The following is a 22,713-nucleotide window of genomic DNA, read 5'->3' as shown; positions in this document are numbered from 1 at the left end:
CAAAGAGCCATTAAGACCGCTGCGGGGATATCTACGACATTTTGCCGAGGCCTTTCGGCCCGGCAACAACCGAATTGGTTGGCTCATGCCTCAAGCCGCGTGAGCTTTTTTCGCGATTGCATCAACTGATAATGGAGACCACTTTGCTCAACTAGGCGCAGACAACCGGCGACAAATGACGACACCCCGGCTCCGTACGTGCCCAAGGGCGTGACACTCACTTCCACTACCGCCATACAACCTCCTCAATGAGTGATTTTGATCCACAGATGCCGACGGCTGTCGCCAACGGCATGAAGCACGGCGTCTTCTGAATTCCCGGCGGAAACACCTTCAAGATGACCGCCGAGATCAACCCATTCGTCAAAGGGGACGTCAACCCGGGTAACAATGTGCGAAAAATCGACGCCTCCGGCATTGGTCGGCGTCGCCTGATAGGGGGAAATATCCAGCACAACACCCTCCCCTTGCACGGTCGGACGCACCAGGAAACCGCTCGCGAGATCCTGAAAGTCAGTGACCTCCACCATGCCGCGCCGACGACCGCCGACATAGGCGCGGATGCGGGTATACGGGAGCCGTTGCCCGACCTCGATCAGGGCCGTTTCGCCATCCAGCACTTGCACGAACTGTTCCGTCCGTCGGCGACTATTGCCCAGAGTTCGCCACCCATCTTTCCTGTCAACTCTGCTGGGGGTCGTCGAAAGGAGGGTTCCGCCCCCCGTCCCGATGGCAGCGCTCGACTTTTCCTGACGCACCGCGATGCGCAGCATGGTGCGAGGCGTATCGAGATGCGCGACAACCTTTTCCAGCGCCGCCAGATCCTTGGACGGTGCCCGCAAAATCAGCCGGTTATCCAGGGCGCTCACCGCACCGGAACTCCCCATTAGGGGCTCAAGGACCGCGAGAAGATCCTCGGCCTGACGATGCTTGAGTTCAATGATCCGCACTTCGCCACTTGCGGCCCAAATCCCTTGAGAAAGAAGCAGAAGCAGAACCAAAGCCAAAATAAACCGGTCATAATTCATGGGTTACTCCCAACAGCCGGTGACTCATCTGAAAAATAAGAAAAAACCACCTTGTAAGTATACCCGAATGTCAGCCCAAGCAAAAACAGGCCACGGACTAGAATCCGTAACCTGTTGATTTTATGGCGGCCCCGGCGCGATTCGAACGCACGACCTACCGCTTAGGAGTAATGATTTTTGGCGTTTTTCGGTACTTCACCATACTTCACTAACTGCTTAATTCCTTTGACAATACGCTTATTTCTATGTATCTTTGATTCATGTTACTTCTTCTTATCCCGCAAAGAATGTTACCCACATGTTACCCACAGAATCAAAGTGAGTTAGGTTTGCAACACCCACCCGAAAAAGATGTTACCCGCGTGTTACCCGCGCCGTGCCTGGGGGCCTACTATGAGATTCACCGATAGGGTTATCAAGTCGATCAAGACGACAGAAAAACGGTTCGAGGTTTTCGAAGACGGCTTAAAGGGCTTCGGTCTGCGTGTCGGCACCACCGGTAAAAAAACGTGGATTGTTCTTTATCGGCAAGGTGATTTGAAACTTCGGCGATTGACCCTTGGGGAATACCCGGCCATGAGTCTTGCACAAGCTCATGTGGCCCATTCCAAGGCATTGGCCCTGATTGAACAAAATATTGATCCGAGAGACCTTGAAAAAGCGGCCGCCGAAGTGGAACGCCGAGCGCCGACCGTTCGAATATTGATAGATGAATTTATCGAACGCGGATTACAGGCAAAAGGGAACCGCACCTGGCGGGAGTATCAAAGAAATCTTGAAAAAGACGTTTCGCCGGTATGGGGGAAGCGTAAGGTCAAGGATATCAAAAAGCGGGACGTGGTTCTTCTGCTGGAAAAAGTCGCCGAACGGGGCGCTAAAAATCAGACCAACCAGCTTTTTAAAATCATCCGGCGGATGTTCAATTTTGCCATAGAGCGCGATCTGCTGGAATACAGCCCTTGCACCGGCGTTAAGCTACCCTTCCCCGAAGTTCGAAACGACCGTTTTTTGAATGACGAAGAAATCAGGGCACTATGGGCGGCACTGGATCGAGACGACGCGCCGATAAGTGAACCGATGACGCGGGCGATGAAGCTGGTCCTTGTGACCATGCAGCGGCCCGGCGAAGTGATCGGCGCCCATTCGAGCGAGTTTGACGGCGAATGGTGGACGATCCCGGCGGAACGCTCGAAAAACAAGAAAGAGCATCGCGTTTATTTAACGCCCCTGGCTCGGTCCCTGTTTCAACCGGAAGCCGCCAGAGACTACCTTTTTCCTAATCCCCGTTGCGGCTTCAGTATCAAAGAGCCGTTTCCGATGGAAACCAACGCTTTATCCAAGGCGGCCCGGCGTCTACTGGCGCCGGTCAAACACAAGAGCGAAACGAAGCCGCAAGTGCTGACCATTGAAAAGTTTACGCCGCATGACCTGCGCCGCACCGGCGCCACCCATTTGGCCGAACTTGGATTTTCTGACGAGATCATCGGCGCGGTTCTCAACCATACCCGGCCGGGAGTCACGAGCATTTATAACCGTTATCGGTATGACAAGGAAAAGCGGCAGGCCCTGGAGGCATGGGCGCGGAAGCTGGACGCGATCCTTGCCAACAAGAAACGGCCCGACAACGTGATTACCTTCCGAAAATGAGAAACCGAAAACACCGGCCTTGATGTAATCAAAAGGATTATATCTTAGATGAGCACGTCACCACCGGCGCGGCCGGAGAAAATCAACCCGGTCCTCGGCATGGACGCGCCGAACTCGATTAGGAGGCCACATGAACCAGACCTATCCCTATTTCACGCCCCTGTGCGGCGTGTCGAAGATCCTCGGCCCCGGCAATAGCCGGTCTACCTGCTTGCTGCGCGAGAAGGCGGACCCGACATGGCCCCGCCGGCGGCGGGTGTCAAGTAACGTGACGGCGTATGTCACCGCCGAGCTGCTGGAGTGGGCCGCCGCCCGTGAAACCATAGACGCGGCCCTCGGGATGGATCCGCCGAAGCGTTGACCGTGGCCACCTCGGCAAGCCCTGGAGGCATGGGCGCGGAAGGTGGACGCGATTCTTGCCAACAAGAAACGGCCCGACAACGTGATTACTTTCCGAAAGTGAAACTTGACAGGAGAACATCATGAGTGGGGTTTTTGAGAGCATAAAGCGCGGCCTGGAAGAGGCCATAGCGCACAGCAAGGGAGAGAAAACCGAGGTTCGCGTTTTCACCCCTCGGGAGGTGGACGTGAAAGAGATCCGCAAGCGCACCGGCCTAACACAAGACCAGTTCGCGGCGACCTTCGGAATCAGCGTTGCCACCCTGCGCCATTGGGAGCGCGGCGACCGCAAGCCGCACGGCCCGGCGCTGGTCCTGCTGAACGCGGCGAAGAACGACCCCGAAGGTCTGCTGAAGATTTTGACGGCACAGGACCAATGAAGGGAGACAAGCATGGGGCCTTATCGTTGTGAAGCTCTGACTTCTGCAGGGCGCCGCTGTAAATGCCAAGCGGTTTTATGTGTGCCCATCGCCAAGGGGGAGTTCTTGGCCTGCAAGCAGCACGCGACGGCGAACTTTAAACCGGCGGTCAAGGTCTCGGCTTGTCCGTCGTCCCCATATTGACACTTGACACTTAACGGGTTACACTTTCGCAATGATAATCAGCTTTCGACACAAGGGCCTTCGGCAGTTCTACGAAACCGGCCGTAAGGCGGGAATCCAGGGACAGCAGGCCAACCGGTTACGGTTGATTCTGGCCCGTCTCGACGCCTCAAGGGAACCCCGAGATATGAACCTTCCCGGTCTGCGGCTGCATCCGATGAGCGGCGACCTTGCCGGTTTCTGGTCGGTAAGTATAAGCGGAAATTGGCGGTTGATTTTTCGTTTCGACGGTCAAGACGCTTGCGACGTTGATTATCTCGATTATCACTGACGAAAGGATAATGCCATGATGCACAACCCGCCCCACCCCGGCGAAGTCATCCGCGAACTCTGCCTAGAACCGCTGGGAATCACCGTCACCGCCGCCGCCAAGGCGCTTGGGGTTTCACGCAAGGCGCTTTCGGAACTTCTGAACGGCAAAACGGGGATTAGTCCCGAAATGGCGTTGCGGCTGTCAATCGCCTTCGATACGTCACCGGAAAGCTGGTTGACCCAGCAAATGCAGTATGACCTTTGGCAGGCCGAGAAAAAAAGGAAATCGCTCCAGGTCGAAAAGCTGACCATGGCGGCATGATCCGCCGCCAACAAAAGCGGCCCGGTCGAGTGCTGCAACCACCCGGCCGGGCCTACCACAACCCTACCTGACAAGGAGGTAAGACCATGGCACAAGACAACGTACAGGAAATCAGGTGGCAAGACAACGAGCAAGCCCCGATGGATGCATTAGAGGCGCTCAGGAAAAAGGCCTGGGAAGTTCAAGAAGAATTGCGGCACTTGTCTTCTACGGCTGACTTGTTGTCGGATGTCAAGTTTTTGGACTTGTCGTCTAACGGTGAAGCTGGACTCGTATTTTGTTTAGAGAACTTGGCCGACAGGATGGAAGCTTTAGGCGATAAGCTTCAGGAAGCGTGCAAGGTCAGCCGAGAGCATCAATAAATTGTGAAATGGAAGTCGGAACCGTCGCCAATAAAAGCGGCCCGGTCGAGTGCGGACACACCCGGCCGGGCCTACCACAACCCCACCTGACAGGAGGTCGGACCATGGCAAAGGAAAACGTACATGAAATAAAGGCGCAAGACAACGGACAGGCCGCTAAGGACGCTACCGAAATACTGAGAAGCGAGGCATGGTCGAGCGGCGAAGAGTTGTCGCAGTTGTCGTCAAAGCTTGATCTGCTCGCTGATGTCAAATTTTCCGAGATGACAGACCAGGGCGAAAACGGAATGATTTATTTCTTGCGCGATATTGCCGACAATCTGCGAGCGATGCAAGACCGGTTACAAGAAGCGAGCAAGGGCAGCCGAGTCAATCAATAAATTGTGAAATGCCCGGCCTAGGTTTGGCCGCCGAACGCTGGTAAACCCTTCACCAGCTGGCCGGGCAGTTTTTGAAGGGGCGCATGAAGGGAGCGCATGATGGAAAAGAAAGATTTCAATGAAGCCGATTGGATTTTGAAACTTTTGGCCTACAATCTGCGCAAAGTTTGGAAAAGGATAGATAGAGATATTTGTGATTTTAATGTTGACGAAGAGAAAATTGAAGAAATATACATAAAATGTTGCCAAGATAAAAAGTTTGATCTTAGAAAGGAATTACAAAAAGAAGACATACCTTATTCAGAACTTCGCTTGATACTTGCAAAGAGATATATCCATTTAGTCTCGACTGCAATTAATAGACTTAGAAAACAGAAACATAGCCGTTCAGAATATAGAATAGTAATAGATGAAGTTTTCAGTTTTCTTGACATATTAGAAAACCAATTTGAATTATCTGTAATTATTGGCCACATGATAGATTCACACATAATTGGATTAAAGTTGCAGGCTGTTGGCGGACACAATAAATTAGCAGAAGAAAAGATTGAACAGGATCGGGAAGAAATACAGGATTTTGTCAACGATCTTATGCAGCGAAGAAACGATTTGAGCTTTACAAGAGCACTTGAACATGCTGCAAAAGAATTCGATATTTCATTATCGACAATAAAGCGCCGAGGAATAAAAAGACCTGCATAATGTTTTTTTGGTTCAAGCGCCCCGCTTGACCTAATTATTTAAGAAACATCGCTAATAACTTGGTTCAAGCGCGTTGCTTGAACCAACAGCTTCACGCTAAAACCGAAACCACGGAATATGCCGCAACGTCAAGGCATGTACCGTGGTTTTTTTGTTTTTTTTGCTTGCCGACAAAAAAAATTTCCCACACGTCCCACGCGTCCCACACGTATTTGCTCCAGCAAGAAAAAGCTGAAAAAATCGGCACACGAAAAAAAAGGAGAGGAGATAAAAAAATGAAAAAGTATCTGACTGAGCACCAGGTTGCAAAAATCACGAACCGTGCCGCGCAAACACTGCGAAATGACCGGTGTCGGGGCGTCGGCATTCCGTTCATTCGCCTGGGCCGCCGGGTAGTGTATGACCCGGAGGTAGTCGAGGCGTACATCCAATCGTGTCGAGTGTCCACCCAGAGATGGAGGCCAAAATGATCCAACCATTACCTTTTTTTACGGGCCTTGCCGACGTCGCGAAAATCCTAGGACCCGGAAACAGCCGGTCTACCTGTCTGCGCCGGGAAGTGACCGATCCGACCTGGCCGAAGCGCCGGAAGGTGTCGGACATCTGCACCGGCTACGTCACCCGCGAACTTCTCGAATGGGCGGCCCGGCGCGAAGCGATCAACTGACAGTGTGTGCCCGGCCATGGTGCACAGATAGGCGGCGCTAGGCATGGCGCCGGTGGACCACTCGGCAGGTGTCCACCCCCACAGCAGTGGGAAAATAACAGCCGAGCGCCGGCGGGAATCTGGCCTGACTCCGCGGCCGGCACCCATCCACACCATCCACGAGAGGAGGCCCCATGAGCATCCGCCGCACCGCCATACCGACCCGTGTTCTTTTGCGCGCCGCTGCAGCCGAAACCGACACGATCCATTACATCCGCGCCGACAGCCGCATATTCGCGGACCTGGATGAAATTCTAAAAAAAATCAAACCCCTCGATGAGGGCGACCTGCCCGAGGAGCTGCGAGATGATCCTGCCCCCGGCACCATCAACCCCCAAAAAAAATAGGAGACACCACCCACCATGCCTACACAAAAAAAAATCACCGAAAAAATCGAGACCGTCCGCGAGCAAATCGCGACCGCCAAACAACGTCGCAACGATGCGGAATATGCGCTAGTGCCCCAGGCCGATGGCCTGGCCCGCTGGCGATCTACCATCGAGAGTTTGGCGGAGTCGGGGCGGCAACACGTGGCCACCCGCGCACTGTCCGCGTGTTCCGCCGCCGACCTGGCGCCCGATTCTCTGCTGGGCAACCCGGAAACCATCGGCGGGCGGGTTCGGTTGGCGACTCCTTCAGCGGTTCTCGCGTTTTTGCTCCGTGACCAGCTCCTGGCCGTCGGAGAGGAGATCATCGGCAGGCATTACGCCGCCGACCCCGGCGAAACCATCCCGGCCGGACCCGCCCGGCGGAAAGCGCTGGAGGAACTCGATGAAGAAACTTATCTCCTCGAAGTCGCGGAGGAGGCCCTCATCGAGGAGGCTGAGGCCGCCGGACTGGCGGTACTGAGGCGGCCGGATGCATCCCCCGAGGCCGTCCTCGGCCTGGAGCGCGGCGCTACCGTGCCGTGGGATTTTACCAGCGGAAAACTAGAACGGTTGTTGCTTGACGCCGAAGCGGCCCGCGCCATGATCGACGCCGCCCGCGATAGCCTGATGGCGGCGCGGGAGGCCGTCGTCCGAGTTGATCGAGGTGAGGAGATGGACGAGGCCGCCGAGCGCCGTCTCGCCGCCGCGAAAAAAATAGTCAACCAGCGAACGAAGACACTGGAGGAGGTTCGCGCCGCCGCCGTGGCGAAAATCCAAATCGGCGCCGCCGTGGAGGAGTACATCACCCGCCACCGCCGAGCCGAGCCCTGCACGTCCTGGATCGCCCGACGGAGGGAACAGCATGATTGAGCCGCCGGCGGACCTTGGACGGCGGCACCCCCGGGCGATTGGCGCCCGGGGGAACCTACCTCTGAAGAGGAGCAAACACCATGGCACTGAATGTTCGACAGTTGAAGGAACTCATCAAGGTTGTGGACGCAAGCAGCCTAACCTGCGTCGAAATCGACACCGCCGAAGAGAAGATCACCATTTCGAAAACCGCACCGGGCACAGACCCGCAGACTCAACAGGGAGACGAAACCCATGACGCCTGAACAGTTGATAGTCCAAAAGTTTTTTTATCGCGGTCAAGTTGCGGCCCTGGAGAAGGTCCGCGATGTAATCGATCGGGCCCTGACGACGGCCCAAGGTGAGGCCGAATGGGCACAGCAGCAGCTCGCCGAACTTGCCGAGAAGCAGACCGAAGGGAAGAATCCCCCCTGCCCCACCGCTGAGGGGAACTGAACCCAACAAGAAATCAAATTGCAAAAACCGAAAACGCCGTGGCCTTCATCGGCGACACCCGAGCCGAGGCGCCCGACACGAGCGACCCCGAAAACGTCATGGGTCCTTCCGGGGGGTCGGTCGAACAAGGGAGCCAAGGCCCCGGTTTCTGAGTCCACAAAAAATCCGAATTATCAGCGGAAGAATAGAATTTTAGCCGTTGTTTCTTCTCTGAAAAAGCAGTTTCCACGAATAAAGAGGTGTTCATGAAACAGTCGGAAAATGGCCGATTGACTGAACTTTTTACGGAACGCGCCCTAAGCGATTTATTGGAAATGATCGACCGGAAAAAGGCCGCCGATTGGCTTTTTGACCGAATTTGGCCGGGAGAGTCCGGCGAGCGTTGCCCGAAGTGCCGGGCAACGCTGAGTCCCGCGATGCAGCGCACCTACCGCCGATTCAGAAAGACCTTTTGTAGCGCCTGCGGCTCACAATTCCGCGCCGGAAGTGGCAACGAGGCCTTTTACCACGTTCGCATGGATCCCCATGAAATCGTGGTAATCGCCGCCCTTCTCGGCGGAAAAGTGAGCATCGGAGAAATCGCCAAAGTTGTTGGAGTTGGCGACGATACGATTTATCTATGGCGCCGTCGCCTGTCCGGTCTGACCCTCGGCGATGTAAGGGGATTTGCTGATGACGAATGACTCGAACACCCCACCGCCACCGTCCAAAAAAGTGGTCGATATCCGCGCCGCCGTCGAAGCCCGCCGTGCCGAAGAGGCCAAGCACCTGGAGCAACCCGAGGAGCGCAAGACACCGCCGGGCGGCCCTGACGATCCCGAATTCGTCCGCAGCTGCTACAACGCCAACGAGCTGGGCGACGGCATCCTGTTTGCGGGCCTGCATCGCGGTCGCTTTCTCTTCGATGCGTCCGCCGGTGAATGGCTGTCCTGGCAAGGGCACCACTGGCAACGCGACACCACCGGCGAATCCATAACGGCCGTCGAAGCCGTGGCCCAATCTTATCTGAAAGAGATCCTCGCAATCGGCCGCCAGTTGGCGGAAACGACCGACGAGGATGAAGCCGAGCGCCTGCAACGACGGCAAGGCCAATGGATTCGCCGCGTCAATAAGTTACGATCCCGCCGCGGACGGGAAAACTGCCTGATATTCGCAGCGACCTGTGGCGAAAATTCGCTGGTTGTCACGGGCGATCAGCTGGACAACAAGCCCTGGCTGCTGGCCTGTCAAAATGGCGTGGTCGATCTGCACACCGGCCTACTACGGCCGGGAGATCCCGACGACCTGCTGACCCTGGCCTGTCCGGTTCCCTTCTCCGAGGGAGTCGAGGAGTATCTGGCCACCGGCGAAAACTCTCCCTGTCCGCTATGGGAGGGCTTCATCCCCGAGATCATGAGTGGCGATCAGGCCCGCGCCGATTACCTGATGCGCCTCTTCGGCTACGGCATCACCGGCATCGTCCGTGAACACGTTTTCGCCGTCCTCTACGGCTTCGGGCGCAACGGCAAAGGCACCCTGATTGAAACCTTGAGCGCCGTCCTCGGTCCGCTGGCTTCGCCGGTTCCGGCCGAACTGCTGCTGGATCAGGGGCGAGCGAGCAACCCGGCCGGACCATCGCCGCACTTGATGGCGTTGCGCGGTCTGCGCCTGGCCTTTTGCAGCGAAACGGACCAGGGGCGCCGCTTCTCGGCATCCCGCGTCAAGTGGCTGTCCGGCGGCGACACCCTGACCGGCCGAAGTCCACACGACCGGCAACCAACGACCTTTGCGCCGTCGCACCTGCTGTGCCTGGCGACCAACCACCGGCCCCGAGCCGATGCGCAAGACTTCGCTTTCTGGTCAAGGCTGCATCTGGTCGAATTCGCTCTGTCCTACGTCGAACGGCCGATAGCCGAGCACGAACGGAAAATAGACAAGGGCCTACCCGAACGGCTGCTGGCGGAAGGCCCCGGCATCCTGGCATGGCTGGTGCGCGGTTGTCTCGAATGGCAGAAACAAGGATTGAACCCGCCGCCGTCCGTCCTGGCAGCAACGGCCGAATATCGGCAGTCGGAAGATGATCTTTTCGCCTGGATCGAAGAGCGATGCATCGAAGCGGCCGATGCGACCGTCACCGCCAAAAACGCTTATGTATCGTTTAAAGAATGGTGGCAAGCGAATATTTCCGACAAGGCCCCGAGTCAAAAACGCTTCGGCGATTCAATGGCGCGCCGCGGCTATCAGAAGGACCGAGGCGCCGCCGGTGGAGCTGTCCGGTATATCGGTCTTGAATTGCGCCATATTCTTGAATGATCCGAAGGATAGCCGAACCATCCAAAAGCGATCATTCAAATTATAAGCCCTTATTATTATTATCTTTATTTATTACTTTGAACCTTTGAAGGATAAATCTTAGTAAAGTTAATAAAGGATAAGGGTTTATATATAGGGATTTTATGCATTTTGAAGGATATCCTTCAAGACAAAAATTGTCACTCTTCGCCCGTTCGCCTTCGTCGGGCCGAACGATCCTTGATCAGTTTAAAAGAGGGGAGCGCGGTTTATGAACTTGCTTGATCTGGTACAAAAGCATGTGCCTCTTCGTCGCGTTTCCGGCAACAAGGGCGGCGAATGGCACGGCCCCTGCCCGGCCTGCGGCACGTCGCAAGCGGACCCGTCCAAGTCCGATAGATTCGTGGTATGGCCGGAAATCGGCGGCTGGATGTGTCGAAACTGCGGCGCCGGGGATGCAATCGAGTTTCTGCGCAAGTTCGAGGGCATGACCTGCCCCGAGGCCCATGAAGCCCTCGGCAAAGTCTGCGAGTCAACCACCTGCCCGGTTCGCGACAAGTGCCGCATGGCCCGCGACCGTGTACGTGCCGCCGCCCATGTGCCCGACCTGACCGCGCCCAAGATCAAGCGCCCCGTCGTCACCAGCTGGCAGGCCGCCGAAGCCACCGGTCCGGTGAACACCTGGAGAGGCAAGGCCGCCGCTATGGTCGAATGGTGCCACCATCGGCTTCTCGGCAACCGGGAACAGCTGGATTACCTGGCCAGCCGTGGCCTGTCCGTCGAAGCGGTCAAAAAGTTTCGCCTCGGCTGGAACCCTGAAGACCTGTACCGGGCGCGATCCGCCTGGGGATTGCCGGAAGAGATCAGCACAAAAACCGGCAAGCCGAAAAAACTTTGGATCCCCAAGGGGATTGTCATTCCCTACTTCGATGCAGTTGGAGTGCATCGGCTGCAAATCCGGCAACCCGAAGGCGAACCCCGTTATTACTGGCTTCCCGGCTCAGGGGATGATGTGCTGATAATCGGCGACCATACCGCCGCCTGTGTTGTGGTGGAATCGGCCTTGGATGCGCTGTTGATTGCCTGGCAGGCTGGCGACGTGGCCGCCGCGTTGCCCCTCGGCACCTGCAACGCCCGCCCGAAGCAGACCGCCGCCGCGATCCTGCGGAAGTCCTTGTGCATCCTCGTGGCCCTGGATTTCGAGCCGAGGGAGAACCCGAAGACCGGCAAGATCGAAAACCCCGGCGGACACGCGGCGCAATGGTGGACAACGACCTTTTCCCAATCTGTGCGCTGGCCTGTGCCGAGCGGCAAGGATCCGGGAGAATATCACCAAACCGGCGGCGACGTTCGCGCCTGGATCATCGCCGGACTACCGCCCGGCCTGCGCCCGAAAACATCCCCACCGGCACCGGCAACGGCCGAACCGGCAGCACCGGCCCCGGCCGCCGAAACGATCCGCACCGGCCAAGTCTTCGAAGGTCAAACCAAAAGCGGCCGCGCCTATCTGCTGGCAGAAAACGCCCTGGACGTGCCCGAACTGCTCGAAACCTTCCCCGGTAAAGCCGTGATAACATCGCGGGAGTTGAAAAAGCTGGTAGGCGCAACCCCCGAAGAAGCCGAAGCCGTGTTGATGATAAAAGAAATCTTCCCCGGCGCCGTCGTCCATGACCGGCGCACCCTTCCCACCGACTGAACCCACCGAAACAATCCCAAAAAAACAGAAAAAACCGCCGCCGGAAGAAGATCGGCGTGGTCCTCGGCATCGATCCGCCGGAAGAAGATCAACGTGGCCTTCGGCATGGCCGGGAGGGGCACGTCACCACCGGCGAACGGGGAATAGTCCGGCCCTACCCTACTTGAAAAAGTTGAACCTGGAGCGTCTCAGAGCCTCGGATTTCGACACCACCGCCGCCGGAAGAAGATCAACGTGGTCATCGGCATTGATGCGCCGAACTCGTTGACCATTGCCACCTGCGCCGGGATTTTTTCAGACAAAAAAAACCGGAACCCATAACCGGGCGCCGGTATTTTTGTTACCCACAAAATGCATTTTTTTTAAAGGACCATAAACCTCGATTTTTCAAAATTGTTACCCACAGTGTTACCCACGGGGTTTTTGCAAAAAAGCAAAATTCATAAGTCCTTGATTTTATGGCGGCCCCGGCGCGATTCGAACGCACGACCTACCGCTTAGGAGGCGGTTGCTCTATCCTGCTGAGCTACGGGGCCGGAAAGGGGGTACTTATAACCTAGCGTCTGAGGATTTGCAACCCTGAGGGGCGGCTTTTCAGAATTTGAGCAGGCTGAAAACCTTGCCTTGCGGCAGGCGTTTGCGGCCTTCGAGAAATTCGAGTTCAGCCATGAAGGCGCACTCAACGACTTCGGCTCCGAGATCCTGAACCAGTTCGACAACGGCGGCCATGGTGCCGCCGGTCGCCAGCAGGTCATCGGCGACCACCACCCGATCACCGGGTTTGAATGCATCCTCATGGATTTCCAGGGTGTCGAAACCGTATTCAAGTTGATAGGTTTTCCCGATGGTTTTATAGGGAAGTTTTCCCGGCTTGCGCACAAGGGTGATGCCGGTGCCGAGTTTGTAGGCTAGAGCCGCGCCGAGAATGAAGCCGCGCGCTTCGACGCCAACGATCTGGTCAATCTTGGCGCCGATATACCGATGGGCGATCAGATCAATCATCCGGTGAAAACTCTTCGGATCCGCCAAGAGGGTCGTGATGTCCTTGAAGATGATCCCCTTCTTCGGGAAATCGGGGATGTCGCGAATGACTTTCTTCAGGTCTTCCACAGGGTCAATTCCTTCGTGAGAACGTGTGACAACGGTCATGCAACCTCAGGCTTCCGGCGAAGCCAGGCGCCCGGAGGCCTGGTGGTCAAGGCGAATTTTCTTCAGTTTTTCCAGACACTTCGCTTCGATCTGACGGATTCTTTCGCGAGTCACGCCGAAGCTGCGGCCAATGGTATCCAGGGTCTGTGGTTCGCGATCGTCGAGACCAAAGCGCAAGGTGAGAATTTCCCGCTCGTTTTCACTCAAACTGTCGAGCCAGCGGCTGACCAGGGCGTATTTGTCGAGATCCTCGATCAACCCCGAGGGGTCAATCGCCGTCGGATCCTCAATGGTATCCATGAGACTGTAATCGTTGTTGTCTCCCATGGGATGTTCGATGGAATAGGTCTTTTTGACCAGCACCATCAGTCGCCGGACATAGGCGTTTTCCACTCCCATCGCCTCGGCTACTTCATGCACATGCGGTTCGCGATCGTATTTATGCACCAGTTCGCGACTGATTTTGATCAGTTTGTTGATGTCGTCGGAGACATGTACCGGCAACCGGATGGTCCGACTCTGATTGACCAAAGCGCGCTCGATGGATTGCCGGATCCACCAGGTGGCGTAAGTGGAAAAACGGCATTCCTTGCTGAGCTTGAAGCGTTCGACCGCCTTGATCAGGCCAAGATTCCCCTCCTCAATCAGGTCGAGAAAAGGCAAGCCGCGGTTCATGTAGCGCTTGGCAATCTTGACAACTAGTCGCAAGTTGCTTTCGATCATGCGGTTACGTGCCTGTTCATCCCCCTCGCTGATGCGGGCGGCCAGCTCCCTTTCATCTTCGGCGGTGAGCAGCGTGGTTTTCTGGATTTCCTTCAGATAAAGCTTGATGGCATCATCCGAGTGCTCTTCCTCGGGCGTCTCGGCATTTTCCTCGGGCTCCTCTTCTTCCTCTTCTACCTCGCTCTCCGGTTCCACCAGATCGATTTCGGACTCTTCGGAAGAGTTATCTTCCCCTTCCTCATCGTAATTGTACTGGTCGTTCATTTCGGTCGCGCCTCCGCCATGAAAAGGCCATTAACATTCATGAAAGTCTATGAAAGAGAGACCATTAAGGCAAGTAAAAAATAGGGTTTACCGCTTCCTTGCCGATGCGGACCTCGAAATGCAGGCGTGCCTGACCACCCCCGGGAGGAACCCCGCACAAGGCAATCCGTTGGCCGCGCACCACGTCGATGCCGTTGCCGACGAGGTTCCGGTCATTGTATCCGTAGACGGTATAGTACGAATTGCGATGTTTGATGATAATGAGATGCCCATAGCCTTTGATGCCTTTGCCGCTGTAAATCACTTTTCCATCCGCCGCCGCCTTTATGGCGGCGCCACGGGCAACAGCAAACTCCACACCACGGTTGATTTTTCCCGCCCGTTCACCAAATGATTTGACGATTTTTCCCTTGACGGGATAGGCGAAAAGTCCCTTGGTTGGAGGTTTATGAAGTTTCTCAGATGTCGTTTTTACCGCTGGGGAATGATGTGCGCGCGAAACTGAGGGGGGTTGAGATTTCGGTTTTACGCCCGCCGCTCCGGCCTTGGCGACCGTTGCCGGAACCGGGCGTGCATCGGAAGCACCGGGAATATAGAGACGTTCTCCCACCCGCAAGCGGGTCGGGTCCGTAACGCCGTTGATCTGGGCCAGACGAACGGGATCAATGCCGTAGGTCTGGCTGATGCGATACAGGGTCTGTCCCGGACGGACCTGGTGATACACCCCCTTGCGGGAAGCACAACCGGCGACAAAAAAAAGAATCAGGACAAGGATGAACGCTCGAATCGGCATGAATCTCCGGAAATGACGAAGTCTTACTTCAAGGTAGCGGAAGCGCAAGCCAATCGTCAAGCCGGGACGTCATGTAAGAAGGTGATAAGGGGATCACGACGGACCTCAGAAGAGGTACTTGATGATGAGAAATCCGCCAATGAGCAGGAGCATGAAGACCAAGGTGAGCAGATTGAAATATTTTTCGATGAAGTCGCGCACAGCCGCTCCATAACGGTAAATCAAAGCAGCGACGAGAAAAAAACGCAAGCTACGACCGATAATTGAGGCAAAGATAAAAACAAGAAAATTGATCTCGAACACCCCGGCGCCGATGGTGATCACTTTATAGGGGATGGGGGTAAAGCCGGCGGTAAAGACTGTCCAGAAATCGTAGGTGGCGAAGAGGGTCTGGACCTTGGCAAAAACCGCCTCAGTGAAACCAGGAACATAGCGAAAAAAATGTTCGGAAACCGCTTCCCAGAGGCCGTGACCGATCCCGTAGCCAAGTATTCCCCCGAGAACCGAGCCGATGGCGGTCAGCAGAGCATAGCGAAAAGAGAGACGCGGTGTGGCGATGCACAGAGCAATCAGCAGGACGTCGGGAGGGATGGGGAAGAAGGAGCTTTCGGCAAAGGCAAGACAAAAAAGGGCCAGGGTTCCGTAGGGGGTTGTCACCCAATGCAGAACCCAGTCATAAAGACGGCGAACGATTTTCATGAAATTCAGAATTCCTCGCGCCAGCCAAGCTTGCCCAGGAGGGGAACAAAGCGACAATCAACCAGGTGTTCCTCATTAAAAGTCTTGTCACCAGTGCGGGTAATCCGTTCGAGCACCTGCACCCCCAGGTCGCCGACGGGGATAACCAGGCGGCCGCCTACAGCCAGTTGCCGAAGATAACTATCGGGAACGCTCGGCGCTCCGGCGGTAACGACAATGGCGTCAAAAGGCGCCTCTTCCTCCCATCCGAGAGTACCATCGGTGACCTTGATGTTCACCGAGCCGCAGCCGATGCTGTCAAGGATGCGTCGGGCACGTCGGGCTAGGGCCGGGATACGTTCGATGGAAAAGACCCGGCTCGCGAGCTTGGCCAGAACGGCGGCTTGATAGCCCGAACCGGTACCGATTTCAAGAACCTTTTCGGTCCCGGTCAACTGCAGGGCCTCGCTCATGAGGCCGACCATGTAAGGCTGGGAGATCGTCTGCTTTTCACCGATCGGCAGGGGAAAATCACCGTAGGCTTGGCTGGCGAAGGCTTCTTCGACAAAAAGATGGCGGGGGATCTGGGCCATGGCCGCAAGCACCCGAGGGTCTTTAATGCCTCGCGCCTTGAGCTGCCGTTCGACCATGTTGCGCCGGGCAATGGAATATTCGCTCATGCCCCCTTTTCTCCTTCCCCGCCAGATGGGATCATCGTTTCGAGATTCCAGGAAGCGAGCGTCTGAAACGAGCGGTAGTTGGTCAGGTCGAGGTGCAATGGGGTAATAGAGACGAAACCTGAGCCGATGGCGTGAAAATCCGTCCCTTCGACATTGTGAAAACCCATTTCTCCCCCGCCGATCCAGTAATACTTCCGGCCGCGCGGATCCTGCTTCTCGACAATGACATCCTCGTAGATCCGCTTTCCCTGACGGGTGACCCAGACTCCCCGATAATCAGGAACAGGCACGTTGACGTTCAAAAAGGTATCGGCGGGAAGTGTTTGCTGCTGCATGATTTCGGCCAGACGGGCGGAAAAGGTGGCGGCGCCCTGGAAATCCTCGTACCGGAAAGAATCCCCGGCAAGAGAGACGGCGAAGGCAGGTACGCCCATCAGGGTCGCTTCCATGGCGGCGGACACCGTTCCGGAATAGGTGATGTCGTCCCCCAGATTGCCCCCCTTGTTGATACCGGAAACGACAAGGTCGGGACGTTTATCCAACAGGCCGTAAATACCCAGGTGAACGCAGTCGGTGGGTGTACCGTCCACGGCGAAAAAACCGGGGCGAATCTCTTCGGCACGCAGGGGGGAATGCAAGGTCAGAGAATGCCCGACAGCACTGCGCTCCCGATCGGGGGCAACGACAGTGACCTCGCCGATCGCGGAAAGATGCTCGGCAAGGGTAAGGATCCCGGGGGAATGAATCCCATCGTCGTTGGTCACGAGAATCCGCAAGTGTACCTCGCAGAAAAAGGACTAATGGATATCGTCGGGGGTCTTGGACAGTGATTCGCGCAAGCGAACGAGATCACGACGTACTTCGTCAAGGATCCGGCGGTTTCTGGCGGACTGGACCGGGGGAGAAGCCTCCCCTCCCCCGGCGGTCTTTCGATTCAGAACTTTTTTAGCGCCGGCAATGGTCAGACGCTGACGATGGAGAAGATCTTTGATCAGCAGGACGGTTTCGATGTCACGACGCTGGTAAAGACGCTGATTGGATCGGCTTTTCTGTGGGGAAAAGACCGGAAACTCGGCTTCCCAATAGCGCAACACATGCGCCTTGATCCCCGTGATTTCGGCAACTTCACCAATTTTGAAGTACAACTTGTCGGGAATCTCGGCGTTCATGGCGTTACGCTGATGATGTTATCCCTCGTTGTTGATGGAAGCCTTGAGTACCTGGCTGGGTTTGAAGGTGAGAATGCGCCGCGAGGAAATTTCGATTTCATCCCCGGTCTGCGGATTGCGACCGCGACGGGTGGCTTTTTCTTTGACGACAAAGTTGCCGAAACCGGCAATCTTGATTTTTTCACCCTCTTCAAGATTGGATTTCATGATGTCGAATACCATCTCGACAATGTCAGCGGATTCCTTCTTGGAGAAACCGGTTTTCAGGTATACGTTTTCTATCAGATCCGCCTTGGTCATAACTCCTCCGCGTAAAAATTTACACAGGTCCTTGAATTTACGGACTTTTATAACACAGCCTCCGAGGCGAGGCAACCGCTTTTTTCAGCGGATCTCAGCGCCGAGATTTTTCTCGAGGGTACGCACAAGCTTGCCGTGGATACCCTGAATTTCCTCGTCGGTCAAGGTTTTTTCAAGGGAACGGTAGCGCACACGAATGGCCAGACTCTTCTTCCCCGCCGGGACTCCCGCCCCACGGTAGACGTCAAAGAGCGTAATTTCCTCGATGCTTTTATTTTTGATTTCGCCGAGAACGGAAAAGACCTGCGCGGCAGGGATCTCTTCGTCAACGAGGAAGGCGCTGTCGCGATAGACATCGGGATAACGGGAAAGAGGCCGGAAACCGGGATGCCCCAAGGCCTGCTGAAAGAGGGTTGCCAGATCGAGATCGAGCAGATAAACCGGTTCATCGATATCGAACTCCCGCAGCACCGAAGGATGAACCTCCCCCAGGGAGCCAAGGAGCGCACCGTCGCAACGTAGGGCGCAGGATTTTCCTGGATGCAGATACGGCTCCCAAAAATGGGGATCCCAGGTGGGTTCGGGAAGCGCAAAGAGCCCGAGAAGCCCTTCGGCGAGCCCCTTGAGATCATAAAAATCGACTTGGTCACGCTCCTGGGCCCAGCCTTCCGGCGCGCGCCGGCCACAGAAAGCGACGGTCAGACGCAGGGGCTCATGGGGAAGTTCCTGATGATCCACCACTTGGAATACCGGTCGCAACTCGAAGAGCCGGGGATCACTGTTGCGGTAGGCGAGATTGCCGGCGACGCTGGTCAACACGCTGGGTACTAGTGACGTACGCATGACCGCCTGCTCTTCGGTGAGAGGGTTGAGAACTTTCACCGTCTTGCGCCGAGAATCATCGCTCGTGAGACCGATGCGATCCCAAGCGCTTTCAGCGATGAAGGAGTAGTTGATCATCTCAGAGAAACCGGCCCCCACGAGATAATCACGCACCCGCCGCACCTGCTGAAGATGGGGGGAAGTCTGATGGCTGACCAGGGTGCCGTTCGGCATGGTCACAGGAATGCGGTCGTAACCGTTAAGTCGGGCGATCTCTTCGATCAGGTCGATCTCCCGCTCTACATCCGGGCGGAAGGAAGGAACCTCGACGCGCAACCCCTGATGTCCCTCGATCCGGGCGACAAAGCCGATGGCCTCAAGAAGTTCCTTGAGGGTCGCGGCCGTAAGCTCCAGTCCGAGAACGGCATTTACCCTAGCAACCGCCAGAGGAAGAGTGATTTTCGGCAAAACCCGGGGATAAACATCGATCCGTCCGCGCGCGACGGTACCTCCGGCCAGTTCCTGAATCAGGGCGGCTGCCCGATCAAGAGCCAGGGGAACCATGTCGACATCGGCACCGCGTTCAAAGCGGTGAGAGGATTCCGTATGAATCCCGAGACGCTTGCTGGTGCGGCGAATGGTGGTCGGATCAAAATAGGCGCTTTCCAGAAGAACGTCGGTCGTTTCCGACTTGATCTCGGAATTCTCCCCACCCATGATGCCGGCTAGGGCCACGGCCCCCTGCCCGTCACAGATCGTCAGGTCGGCGGCCTTGAGTTCCCTGGACTGACTGTCGAGGGTGGTGAACACCTCCCCCTCCCCGGCTGATTTCACAACAATGCGCCCTTCCCTGAGGAGGTTGAAATCGAAGGCATGCAGGGGATGGCCCAGTTCCAGCAGCACGAAATTGGTGACATCGACCACGTTGTTGATCGAGCGCATACCGACGGATTCAAGACGGCGGATCATCCATTCCGGCGAGGGGCCGATCTTGACTCCTTTGATGAGACGGGCAGCATAACGCGGGCAGCGTTGCGGATCATCGATGGTCACGGAAGTTGCCGTTTCTATCGAAGATCCCTCCTCGATCACCCGCGGAGCCGGGCGCTTAAGCGGACGGCCTGCCATCGCGGCTACTTCCCGGGCCACGCCGACAACACTCAGGCAGTCGGGACGGTTCGGCGTCAGTCCCAGTTCGAAGCGCACATCCTTAAGGCCCAGAGCTTCGAAAACCGGTTGTCCCAGAGGAAGACCCGGGGGCAAAATGATGATCCCCGCCGATTCTTCGGACAAGCCCAACTCCTTTTCCGAACAGAGCATCCCCATCGATACGACACCGCGAATCTTCGACTTCTTGATGGCGAAATCCCCGGGTAGAATCGAACCAACCTGAGCCAAGGCCACCAGATCCCCAGTGCGGTGGTTCTTCGCACCACAGACCACCTGCACGGTTTCTTGACCAGTCTCCACCTGACAGAGGGTCAGACGGTCCGCTTCGGGATGAGCCTCGACACTGGCGAGACGGGCGACAATCACCGAGTCGAGACCGGCACCCATCTTTTCCAGGGCATCGACCTCTAATCCGGCCATGGTCAGGCGATGGGCGAGTTCTTCCGGGGTGAAATCGAAATCGACATACTCTTTGAGCCAATTATAGGTAACGATCATTTCCTAAAGTCCTTTATCAGCCGGTCCAGGATAACGTAGGTATCAACGGTAACTTTTCTAGAACTGGCGTAAGAAACGGATATCGTTCTCGAAAAAGAGTCGCAGATCGTTCACCCCGTATTTGAGCATGGCGACCCGCTCCAGGCCCATGCCGAAGGCGAAACCACTGTAAATCTCGGGGTCGTAATGTACGGATTTGAAGACTTCGGGATCAATCATACCGCTGCCGAGAATCTCCAGCCAGCCGGACTGTTTGCACACTCGGCAGCCCTTGCCGCCGCAGATGACGCACTGGATGTCGACTTCGGCGCTCGGCTCGGTAAAAGGGAAAAATGAAGGCCGAAAACGCACGCCGACCCCGGCGCCGAAAAAGCGGTTGATGAAGGTCGTAAGAATTCCTTTGAGATCACCGAAAGAAACTTGCCGATCGACAAGAAACCCCTCGATCTGATGAAACATTGGAGAATGGGTGATGTCGGAATCGCGGCGGTAGACGGTACCGGGAGCAATAACCCGTACCGGCGGCGGCTGTTTGAGCATGGTGCGGATCTGGACTGGCGAGGTATGCGTGCGCAGCACCACATCCTCGGAAATGTAGAAGGTATCCTGCATGTCTCGGGCGGGATGATCCTTGGGAATATTCAGCGCCTCGAAATTATAAAAATCCTTCTCCACTTCGGGGCCTTCGGCGACACCGAAACCGAGGGCCGAAAAGATCTCCACGATCTCCTCGGTCACCAGGGTGATGGGATGCTTAGATCCGGCAAAGCGTTTCCTTCCCGGCAGGGTGACATCTATCCGCTCTTCCCTGAGGCGGCGTTCGATATCCTGCGCCCGCACCGTTTCGAGGCGGGATTCGATGAGCGCTTCCAACTGCTCCTTGACCTCGTTGGCTAAAGCGCCAATCACCGGTCGCTCGGCGGCGGGAAGCCCCCCCATACTCTTCATGATCGAAGTCAGCTCCCCCTTCTTGCCAAGGTAGGCAATCCGCGCTTCCTGCAAAAGCTTTTCGCTTTCAGCCTCTTCCACGGCGCGGCGCGCCTCGTCCAACATCGCCTGCAACTTTTCCTTCATAACCGTCCCGATCCCGTTATAAAAAACGATGGAAGCCTCGCGGGGCCTCCATCGCCGGTTTTTCAGAAAAAAAGAGAGATGGAGCCACCCCCATCTCTCTTTTCGCTTCCGCTCGATTTAAAGCTGGGCTTTGGCTTGGGCAACCACCGCACTGAAACCAGTCGGATCGGTCACCGCCAGCTGGGCGAGGACCTTACGATCGAGGCCGATCTCCGCCTTTTTCAGGCCATGAACCAGACGGCTGTAAGAGACGCCGTTCTCCCGGGCTGCAGCGTTGATCCGCGCGATCCAGAGCGCACGGAAATCGCGCTTCTTGACCCGCCGATCACGAAAGGCATAGTTCAGAGCCCGATCAACGGCCTCCGTCGCGCTGCGAAACAATTTGCTCCTGGCGCCACGATACCCTTTGGCCAGCTTGAGAACCTTGTTTCTTCTGCGTCTCGCTTTGAATCCACGTTTTACTCTCGGCATGTTTTTCTCCTTGTAATGCTGTGATTAAGCGGCAATGCCGCCGCCGGATCTGAAGGGGGAGACTATTTCCCCTCAGTTCACGGACTTGAGCCGATCCTGGTTGGTCCCTTTTACAGATACGGAATCAAACGACTGATGTTGGCGGCATCAGCCTTGTGCACCAGCGTCGCCTGACGAAGTTCCCGCTTACGCTTGGTGGTCTTCTTGGTCAGGATGTGGCTGGTGAACGCCTTGTTGCGCCGGATGTTGCCGGCACCGGTCTTGCGGAAGCGCTTAGCGGCTCCCCGATTAGTCTTGATCTTGGGCATGACCCCATCTCCTTTTATGGTTTAGAATCCGCGCGGCCCGATGCCGCCGAATCCGGACAGCTATTTTTTGGGAGCGACCACCATGGACATGAAGCGTCCCATCAAGCGTGAGGTGCTTTCCACCGCACCGATATCCTGAATTTCCTGCGCCACCTTCTCTAGGAGTCGTTGGCCGAATTCGGGATGGGTCACTTCGCGACCACGAAACATGATCGTCACCTTGACCTTATTCCCTTCCTCAAGGAAACGGCGCGCATGTTTGACCTTGAACTGAAAATCGTGTTCGTCGGTCTTGGGGCGCATCTTGACTTCCTTGAGCTCGACCTTGGCCGTCTTCTTCTTGGCTTCCGCCGCCTTCTTGCTCGCCTCATACTTGTATTTGCCGTAATCCATGATTCGGCAAACAGGCGGGACGGCATTGGGGGAAACCTCGACCAGGTCGAGACCACGCTGCTGGGCGGCGACCAAGGCTTCTTCCAGACTCAGAATTCCGAGCTGTTCCCCCTCATCGTCGACCACCCGAACTTCCCGGGCACGAATGGCCCGATTGATGTTGGTTTCTGGCTTAGCTATG

Annotated in this window: 31 protein-coding genes and 1 tRNA gene; 16 read left to right on the top strand and 16 right to left on the bottom strand. The window is 56.2% G+C overall.

What is annotated here, in order from left to right:
• Positions 1-83: 83 nt before the first annotated feature.
• A complete protein-coding gene (locus tag RBR25_RS03980; RefSeq protein WP_432818235.1) occupies positions 84-236 on the bottom strand; it encodes a thiamine-binding protein in 153 nt (50 codons plus the stop codon).
• Between the two features lie 9 nt (positions 237-245).
• A complete protein-coding gene (locus tag RBR25_RS03975) occupies positions 246-1,028 on the bottom strand; it encodes a secretin N-terminal domain-containing protein (protein WP_432818234.1) in 783 nt (260 codons plus the stop codon).
• A gap of 393 nt (positions 1,029-1,421) precedes the next feature.
• Between RBR25_RS03975 and RBR25_RS03970 the strand changes: the two genes are divergently transcribed.
• From RBR25_RS03970 to RBR25_RS03895, 16 genes are all read left to right on the top strand, one after another.
• Positions 1,422-2,675 (top strand): tyrosine-type recombinase/integrase, encoded by a 1,254-nt coding sequence (locus RBR25_RS03970; protein WP_432818233.1) that lies wholly within the window; start codon positions 1,422-1,424, stop codon positions 2,673-2,675.
• Positions 2,676-2,805: 130 nt separating this feature from the next.
• Complete coding sequence (locus RBR25_RS03965) at positions 2,806-3,036, top strand: hypothetical protein (RefSeq protein ID WP_432818232.1); 231 nt, start codon at positions 2,806-2,808, stop codon at positions 3,034-3,036.
• Positions 3,037-3,157: 121 nt separating this feature from the next.
• Positions 3,158-3,454: a helix-turn-helix domain-containing protein gene (locus RBR25_RS03960; RefSeq protein WP_432818231.1), complete on the top strand. Its 297-nt coding sequence runs from the start codon at positions 3,158-3,160 to the stop codon at positions 3,452-3,454.
• Positions 3,455-3,668: 214 nt separating this feature from the next.
• Positions 3,669-3,947 (top strand): type II toxin-antitoxin system RelE/ParE family toxin, encoded by a 279-nt coding sequence (locus tag RBR25_RS03955; protein ID WP_432818230.1) that lies wholly within the window; start codon positions 3,669-3,671, stop codon positions 3,945-3,947.
• A gap of 15 nt (positions 3,948-3,962) precedes the next feature.
• Positions 3,963-4,250 (top strand): HigA family addiction module antitoxin, encoded by a 288-nt coding sequence (locus tag RBR25_RS03950; protein ID WP_432818229.1) that lies wholly within the window; start codon positions 3,963-3,965, stop codon positions 4,248-4,250.
• A gap of 86 nt (positions 4,251-4,336) precedes the next feature.
• Positions 4,337-4,612: a hypothetical protein gene (locus RBR25_RS03945; protein ID WP_432818228.1), complete on the top strand. Its 276-nt coding sequence runs from the start codon at positions 4,337-4,339 to the stop codon at positions 4,610-4,612.
• Positions 4,613-4,716: 104 nt separating this feature from the next.
• Positions 4,717-4,992 carry a hypothetical protein gene (locus RBR25_RS03940; RefSeq protein ID WP_432818227.1) on the top strand — a complete coding sequence of 92 codons (276 nt, stop codon included), beginning with the start codon at positions 4,717-4,719 and terminating at the stop codon, positions 4,990-4,992.
• A gap of 96 nt (positions 4,993-5,088) precedes the next feature.
• On the top strand, positions 5,089-5,694 hold the full coding sequence (locus RBR25_RS03935) for a hypothetical protein (RefSeq protein ID WP_432818226.1): 606 nt from the start codon (positions 5,089-5,091) through the stop codon (positions 5,692-5,694).
• A 466-nt stretch (positions 5,695-6,160) separates the two neighbouring features.
• Positions 6,161-6,361 carry a helix-turn-helix transcriptional regulator gene (locus tag RBR25_RS03930; protein WP_432818225.1) on the top strand — a complete coding sequence of 67 codons (201 nt, stop codon included), beginning with the start codon at positions 6,161-6,163 and terminating at the stop codon, positions 6,359-6,361.
• 173 nt (positions 6,362-6,534) lie between these two features.
• The gene (locus RBR25_RS03925) at positions 6,535-6,747 is read left to right on the top strand and encodes a hypothetical protein (protein ID WP_432818224.1); all 213 of its coding nucleotides are present in this window, start codon (positions 6,535-6,537) and stop codon (positions 6,745-6,747) included.
• A 15-nt stretch (positions 6,748-6,762) separates the two neighbouring features.
• On the top strand, positions 6,763-7,638 hold the full coding sequence (locus RBR25_RS03920; protein ID WP_432818223.1) for a hypothetical protein: 876 nt from the start codon (positions 6,763-6,765) through the stop codon (positions 7,636-7,638).
• An 80-nt stretch (positions 7,639-7,718) separates the two neighbouring features.
• Positions 7,719-7,883 carry a hypothetical protein gene (locus tag RBR25_RS03915; RefSeq protein ID WP_432818222.1) on the top strand — a complete coding sequence of 55 codons (165 nt, stop codon included), beginning with the start codon at positions 7,719-7,721 and terminating at the stop codon, positions 7,881-7,883.
• Positions 7,873-8,073: a hypothetical protein gene (locus RBR25_RS03910; RefSeq protein WP_432818221.1), complete on the top strand. Its 201-nt coding sequence runs from the start codon at positions 7,873-7,875 to the stop codon at positions 8,071-8,073. Before RBR25_RS03915 ends, RBR25_RS03910 begins: the two co-directional genes overlap by 11 nt.
• Positions 8,074-8,318: 245 nt before the next feature.
• Complete coding sequence (locus RBR25_RS03905; protein WP_432818220.1) at positions 8,319-8,756, top strand: hypothetical protein; 438 nt, start codon at positions 8,319-8,321, stop codon at positions 8,754-8,756.
• On the top strand, positions 8,746-10,365 hold the full coding sequence (locus RBR25_RS03900; RefSeq protein ID WP_432818219.1) for a DNA primase family protein: 1,620 nt from the start codon (positions 8,746-8,748) through the stop codon (positions 10,363-10,365). The genes RBR25_RS03905 and RBR25_RS03900 overlap by 11 nt, the downstream gene beginning before the upstream one ends.
• Before the next feature lie 250 nt (positions 10,366-10,615).
• Positions 10,616-12,040, top strand: a complete 1,425-nt coding sequence (locus RBR25_RS03895; RefSeq protein WP_432818218.1) for a hypothetical protein — start codon at positions 10,616-10,618, stop codon at positions 12,038-12,040.
• A 459-nt stretch (positions 12,041-12,499) separates the two neighbouring features.
• On the opposite strand, the gene RBR25_RS03890 is transcribed toward RBR25_RS03895, so the two are convergent.
• The 14 genes from RBR25_RS03890 to infC all read right to left on the bottom strand — a co-directional run bounded on the left by RBR25_RS03890 (position 12,500) and on the right by infC (position 22,712).
• Positions 12,500-12,576, bottom strand: a tRNA-Arg gene (locus RBR25_RS03890).
• Positions 12,577-12,634: 58 nt separating this feature from the next.
• On the bottom strand, positions 12,635-13,189 hold the full coding sequence (locus RBR25_RS03885; protein ID WP_432818217.1) for an adenine phosphoribosyltransferase: 555 nt from the start codon (positions 13,187-13,189) through the stop codon (positions 12,635-12,637).
• Positions 13,190-13,195: 6 nt separating this feature from the next.
• Positions 13,196-14,176 (bottom strand): sigma-70 family RNA polymerase sigma factor, encoded by a 981-nt coding sequence (locus RBR25_RS03880; RefSeq protein WP_432818216.1) that lies wholly within the window; start codon positions 14,174-14,176, stop codon positions 13,196-13,198.
• 64 nt (positions 14,177-14,240) lie between these two features.
• Complete coding sequence (locus RBR25_RS03875; RefSeq protein ID WP_432818215.1) at positions 14,241-14,969, bottom strand: peptidoglycan DD-metalloendopeptidase family protein; 729 nt, start codon at positions 14,967-14,969, stop codon at positions 14,241-14,243.
• A gap of 105 nt (positions 14,970-15,074) precedes the next feature.
• Complete coding sequence (locus RBR25_RS03870) at positions 15,075-15,668, bottom strand: YqaA family protein (RefSeq protein WP_432818214.1); 594 nt, start codon at positions 15,666-15,668, stop codon at positions 15,075-15,077.
• 5 nt (positions 15,669-15,673) lie between these two features.
• On the bottom strand, positions 15,674-16,327 hold the full coding sequence (locus tag RBR25_RS03865) for a protein-L-isoaspartate(D-aspartate) O-methyltransferase (RefSeq protein WP_432818213.1): 654 nt from the start codon (positions 16,325-16,327) through the stop codon (positions 15,674-15,676).
• Positions 16,324-17,103 (bottom strand): 5'/3'-nucleotidase SurE, encoded by a 780-nt coding sequence (gene surE, locus RBR25_RS03860; protein WP_432818212.1) that lies wholly within the window; start codon positions 17,101-17,103, stop codon positions 16,324-16,326. The genes RBR25_RS03865 and surE overlap by 4 nt, the downstream gene beginning before the upstream one ends.
• 21 nt (positions 17,104-17,124) lie before the next feature.
• Positions 17,125-17,496, bottom strand: coding sequence for a MerR family transcriptional regulator (locus RBR25_RS03855; RefSeq protein WP_432818211.1), 372 nt, complete (start codon positions 17,494-17,496; stop codon positions 17,125-17,127).
• Between the two features lie 18 nt (positions 17,497-17,514).
• Complete coding sequence (locus RBR25_RS03850; RefSeq protein WP_432818210.1) at positions 17,515-17,796, bottom strand: integration host factor subunit alpha; 282 nt, start codon at positions 17,794-17,796, stop codon at positions 17,515-17,517.
• Between the two features lie 84 nt (positions 17,797-17,880).
• A complete protein-coding gene (pheT, locus tag RBR25_RS03845) occupies positions 17,881-20,286 on the bottom strand; it encodes a phenylalanine--tRNA ligase subunit beta (RefSeq protein WP_432818209.1) in 2,406 nt (801 codons plus the stop codon).
• A gap of 57 nt (positions 20,287-20,343) precedes the next feature.
• Positions 20,344-21,360 (bottom strand): phenylalanine--tRNA ligase subunit alpha, encoded by a 1,017-nt coding sequence (gene pheS / locus RBR25_RS03840; RefSeq protein WP_432818208.1) that lies wholly within the window; start codon positions 21,358-21,360, stop codon positions 20,344-20,346.
• A 117-nt stretch (positions 21,361-21,477) separates the two neighbouring features.
• Positions 21,478-21,831, bottom strand: coding sequence for a 50S ribosomal protein L20 (gene rplT / locus RBR25_RS03835; RefSeq protein ID WP_432818207.1), 354 nt, complete (start codon positions 21,829-21,831; stop codon positions 21,478-21,480).
• A gap of 110 nt (positions 21,832-21,941) precedes the next feature.
• On the bottom strand, positions 21,942-22,139 hold the full coding sequence (gene rpmI / locus RBR25_RS03830; protein WP_432818206.1) for a 50S ribosomal protein L35: 198 nt from the start codon (positions 22,137-22,139) through the stop codon (positions 21,942-21,944).
• A 60-nt stretch (positions 22,140-22,199) separates the two neighbouring features.
• Entirely contained in the window at positions 22,200-22,712 is a 513-nt protein-coding gene (gene infC, locus RBR25_RS03825) for a translation initiation factor IF-3 (RefSeq protein ID WP_432818238.1), read from the bottom strand.
• Position 22,713: the final 1 nt, after the last annotated feature.

The sequence above is a fragment of the Trichloromonas sp. genome (assembly GCF_034006665.1).
Lineage (GTDB): Bacteria > Desulfobacterota > Desulfuromonadia > Desulfuromonadales > Trichloromonadaceae > Trichloromonas.
Note: the sequence above shows the minus strand (reverse complement) of the source record. Positions and strands in the feature narration are given on the sequence as shown.

What these genes read in the sequence shown, in the direction of transcription:
- RBR25_RS03980 (WP_432818235.1), bottom strand. Translation starts at nt 236, where the DNA reads ATGGCGGTAGTGGAAGTGAGTGTCACGCCCTTGGGCACGTACGGAGCC.
- RBR25_RS03975 (WP_432818234.1), bottom strand. Translation starts at nt 1,028, where the DNA reads ATGAATTATGACCGGTTTATTTTGGCTTTGGTTCTGCTTCTGCTTCTT.
- RBR25_RS03970 (WP_432818233.1), top strand. Translation starts at nt 1,422, where the DNA reads ATGAGATTCACCGATAGGGTTATCAAGTCGATCAAGACGACAGAAAAA.
- RBR25_RS03965 (WP_432818232.1), top strand. Translation starts at nt 2,806, where the DNA reads ATGAACCAGACCTATCCCTATTTCACGCCCCTGTGCGGCGTGTCGAAG.
- RBR25_RS03960 (WP_432818231.1), top strand. Translation starts at nt 3,158, where the DNA reads ATGAGTGGGGTTTTTGAGAGCATAAAGCGCGGCCTGGAAGAGGCCATA.
- RBR25_RS03955 (WP_432818230.1), top strand. Translation starts at nt 3,669, where the DNA reads ATGATAATCAGCTTTCGACACAAGGGCCTTCGGCAGTTCTACGAAACC.
- RBR25_RS03950 (WP_432818229.1), top strand. Translation starts at nt 3,963, where the DNA reads ATGATGCACAACCCGCCCCACCCCGGCGAAGTCATCCGCGAACTCTGC.
- RBR25_RS03945 (WP_432818228.1), top strand. Translation starts at nt 4,337, where the DNA reads ATGGCACAAGACAACGTACAGGAAATCAGGTGGCAAGACAACGAGCAA.
- RBR25_RS03940 (WP_432818227.1), top strand. Translation starts at nt 4,717, where the DNA reads ATGGCAAAGGAAAACGTACATGAAATAAAGGCGCAAGACAACGGACAG.
- RBR25_RS03935 (WP_432818226.1), top strand. Translation starts at nt 5,089, where the DNA reads ATGATGGAAAAGAAAGATTTCAATGAAGCCGATTGGATTTTGAAACTT.
- RBR25_RS03930 (WP_432818225.1), top strand. Translation starts at nt 6,161, where the DNA reads ATGATCCAACCATTACCTTTTTTTACGGGCCTTGCCGACGTCGCGAAA.
- RBR25_RS03925 (WP_432818224.1), top strand. Translation starts at nt 6,535, where the DNA reads ATGAGCATCCGCCGCACCGCCATACCGACCCGTGTTCTTTTGCGCGCC.
- RBR25_RS03920 (WP_432818223.1), top strand. Translation starts at nt 6,763, where the DNA reads ATGCCTACACAAAAAAAAATCACCGAAAAAATCGAGACCGTCCGCGAG.
- RBR25_RS03915 (WP_432818222.1), top strand. Translation starts at nt 7,719, where the DNA reads ATGGCACTGAATGTTCGACAGTTGAAGGAACTCATCAAGGTTGTGGAC.
- RBR25_RS03910 (WP_432818221.1), top strand. Translation starts at nt 7,873, where the DNA reads ATGACGCCTGAACAGTTGATAGTCCAAAAGTTTTTTTATCGCGGTCAA.
- RBR25_RS03905 (WP_432818220.1), top strand. Translation starts at nt 8,319, where the DNA reads ATGAAACAGTCGGAAAATGGCCGATTGACTGAACTTTTTACGGAACGC.
- RBR25_RS03900 (WP_432818219.1), top strand. Translation starts at nt 8,746, where the DNA reads ATGACGAATGACTCGAACACCCCACCGCCACCGTCCAAAAAAGTGGTC.
- RBR25_RS03895 (WP_432818218.1), top strand. Translation starts at nt 10,616, where the DNA reads ATGAACTTGCTTGATCTGGTACAAAAGCATGTGCCTCTTCGTCGCGTT.
- RBR25_RS03885 (WP_432818217.1), bottom strand. Translation starts at nt 13,189, where the DNA reads ATGACCGTTGTCACACGTTCTCACGAAGGAATTGACCCTGTGGAAGAC.
- RBR25_RS03880 (WP_432818216.1), bottom strand. Translation starts at nt 14,176, where the DNA reads ATGAACGACCAGTACAATTACGATGAGGAAGGGGAAGATAACTCTTCC.
- RBR25_RS03875 (WP_432818215.1), bottom strand. Translation starts at nt 14,969, where the DNA reads ATGCCGATTCGAGCGTTCATCCTTGTCCTGATTCTTTTTTTTGTCGCC.
- RBR25_RS03870 (WP_432818214.1), bottom strand. Translation starts at nt 15,668, where the DNA reads ATGAAAATCGTTCGCCGTCTTTATGACTGGGTTCTGCATTGGGTGACA.
- RBR25_RS03865 (WP_432818213.1), bottom strand. Translation starts at nt 16,327, where the DNA reads ATGAGCGAATATTCCATTGCCCGGCGCAACATGGTCGAACGGCAGCTC.
- RBR25_RS03855 (WP_432818211.1), bottom strand. Translation starts at nt 17,496, where the DNA reads ATGAACGCCGAGATTCCCGACAAGTTGTACTTCAAAATTGGTGAAGTT.
- RBR25_RS03850 (WP_432818210.1), bottom strand. Translation starts at nt 17,796, where the DNA reads ATGACCAAGGCGGATCTGATAGAAAACGTATACCTGAAAACCGGTTTC.
- pheT (WP_432818209.1), bottom strand. Translation starts at nt 20,286, where the DNA reads ATGATCGTTACCTATAATTGGCTCAAAGAGTATGTCGATTTCGATTTC.
- pheS (WP_432818208.1), bottom strand. Translation starts at nt 21,360, where the DNA reads ATGAAGGAAAAGTTGCAGGCGATGTTGGACGAGGCGCGCCGCGCCGTG.
- rplT (WP_432818207.1), bottom strand. Translation starts at nt 21,831, where the DNA reads ATGCCGAGAGTAAAACGTGGATTCAAAGCGAGACGCAGAAGAAACAAG.
- rpmI (WP_432818206.1), bottom strand. Translation starts at nt 22,139, where the DNA reads ATGCCCAAGATCAAGACTAATCGGGGAGCCGCTAAGCGCTTCCGCAAG.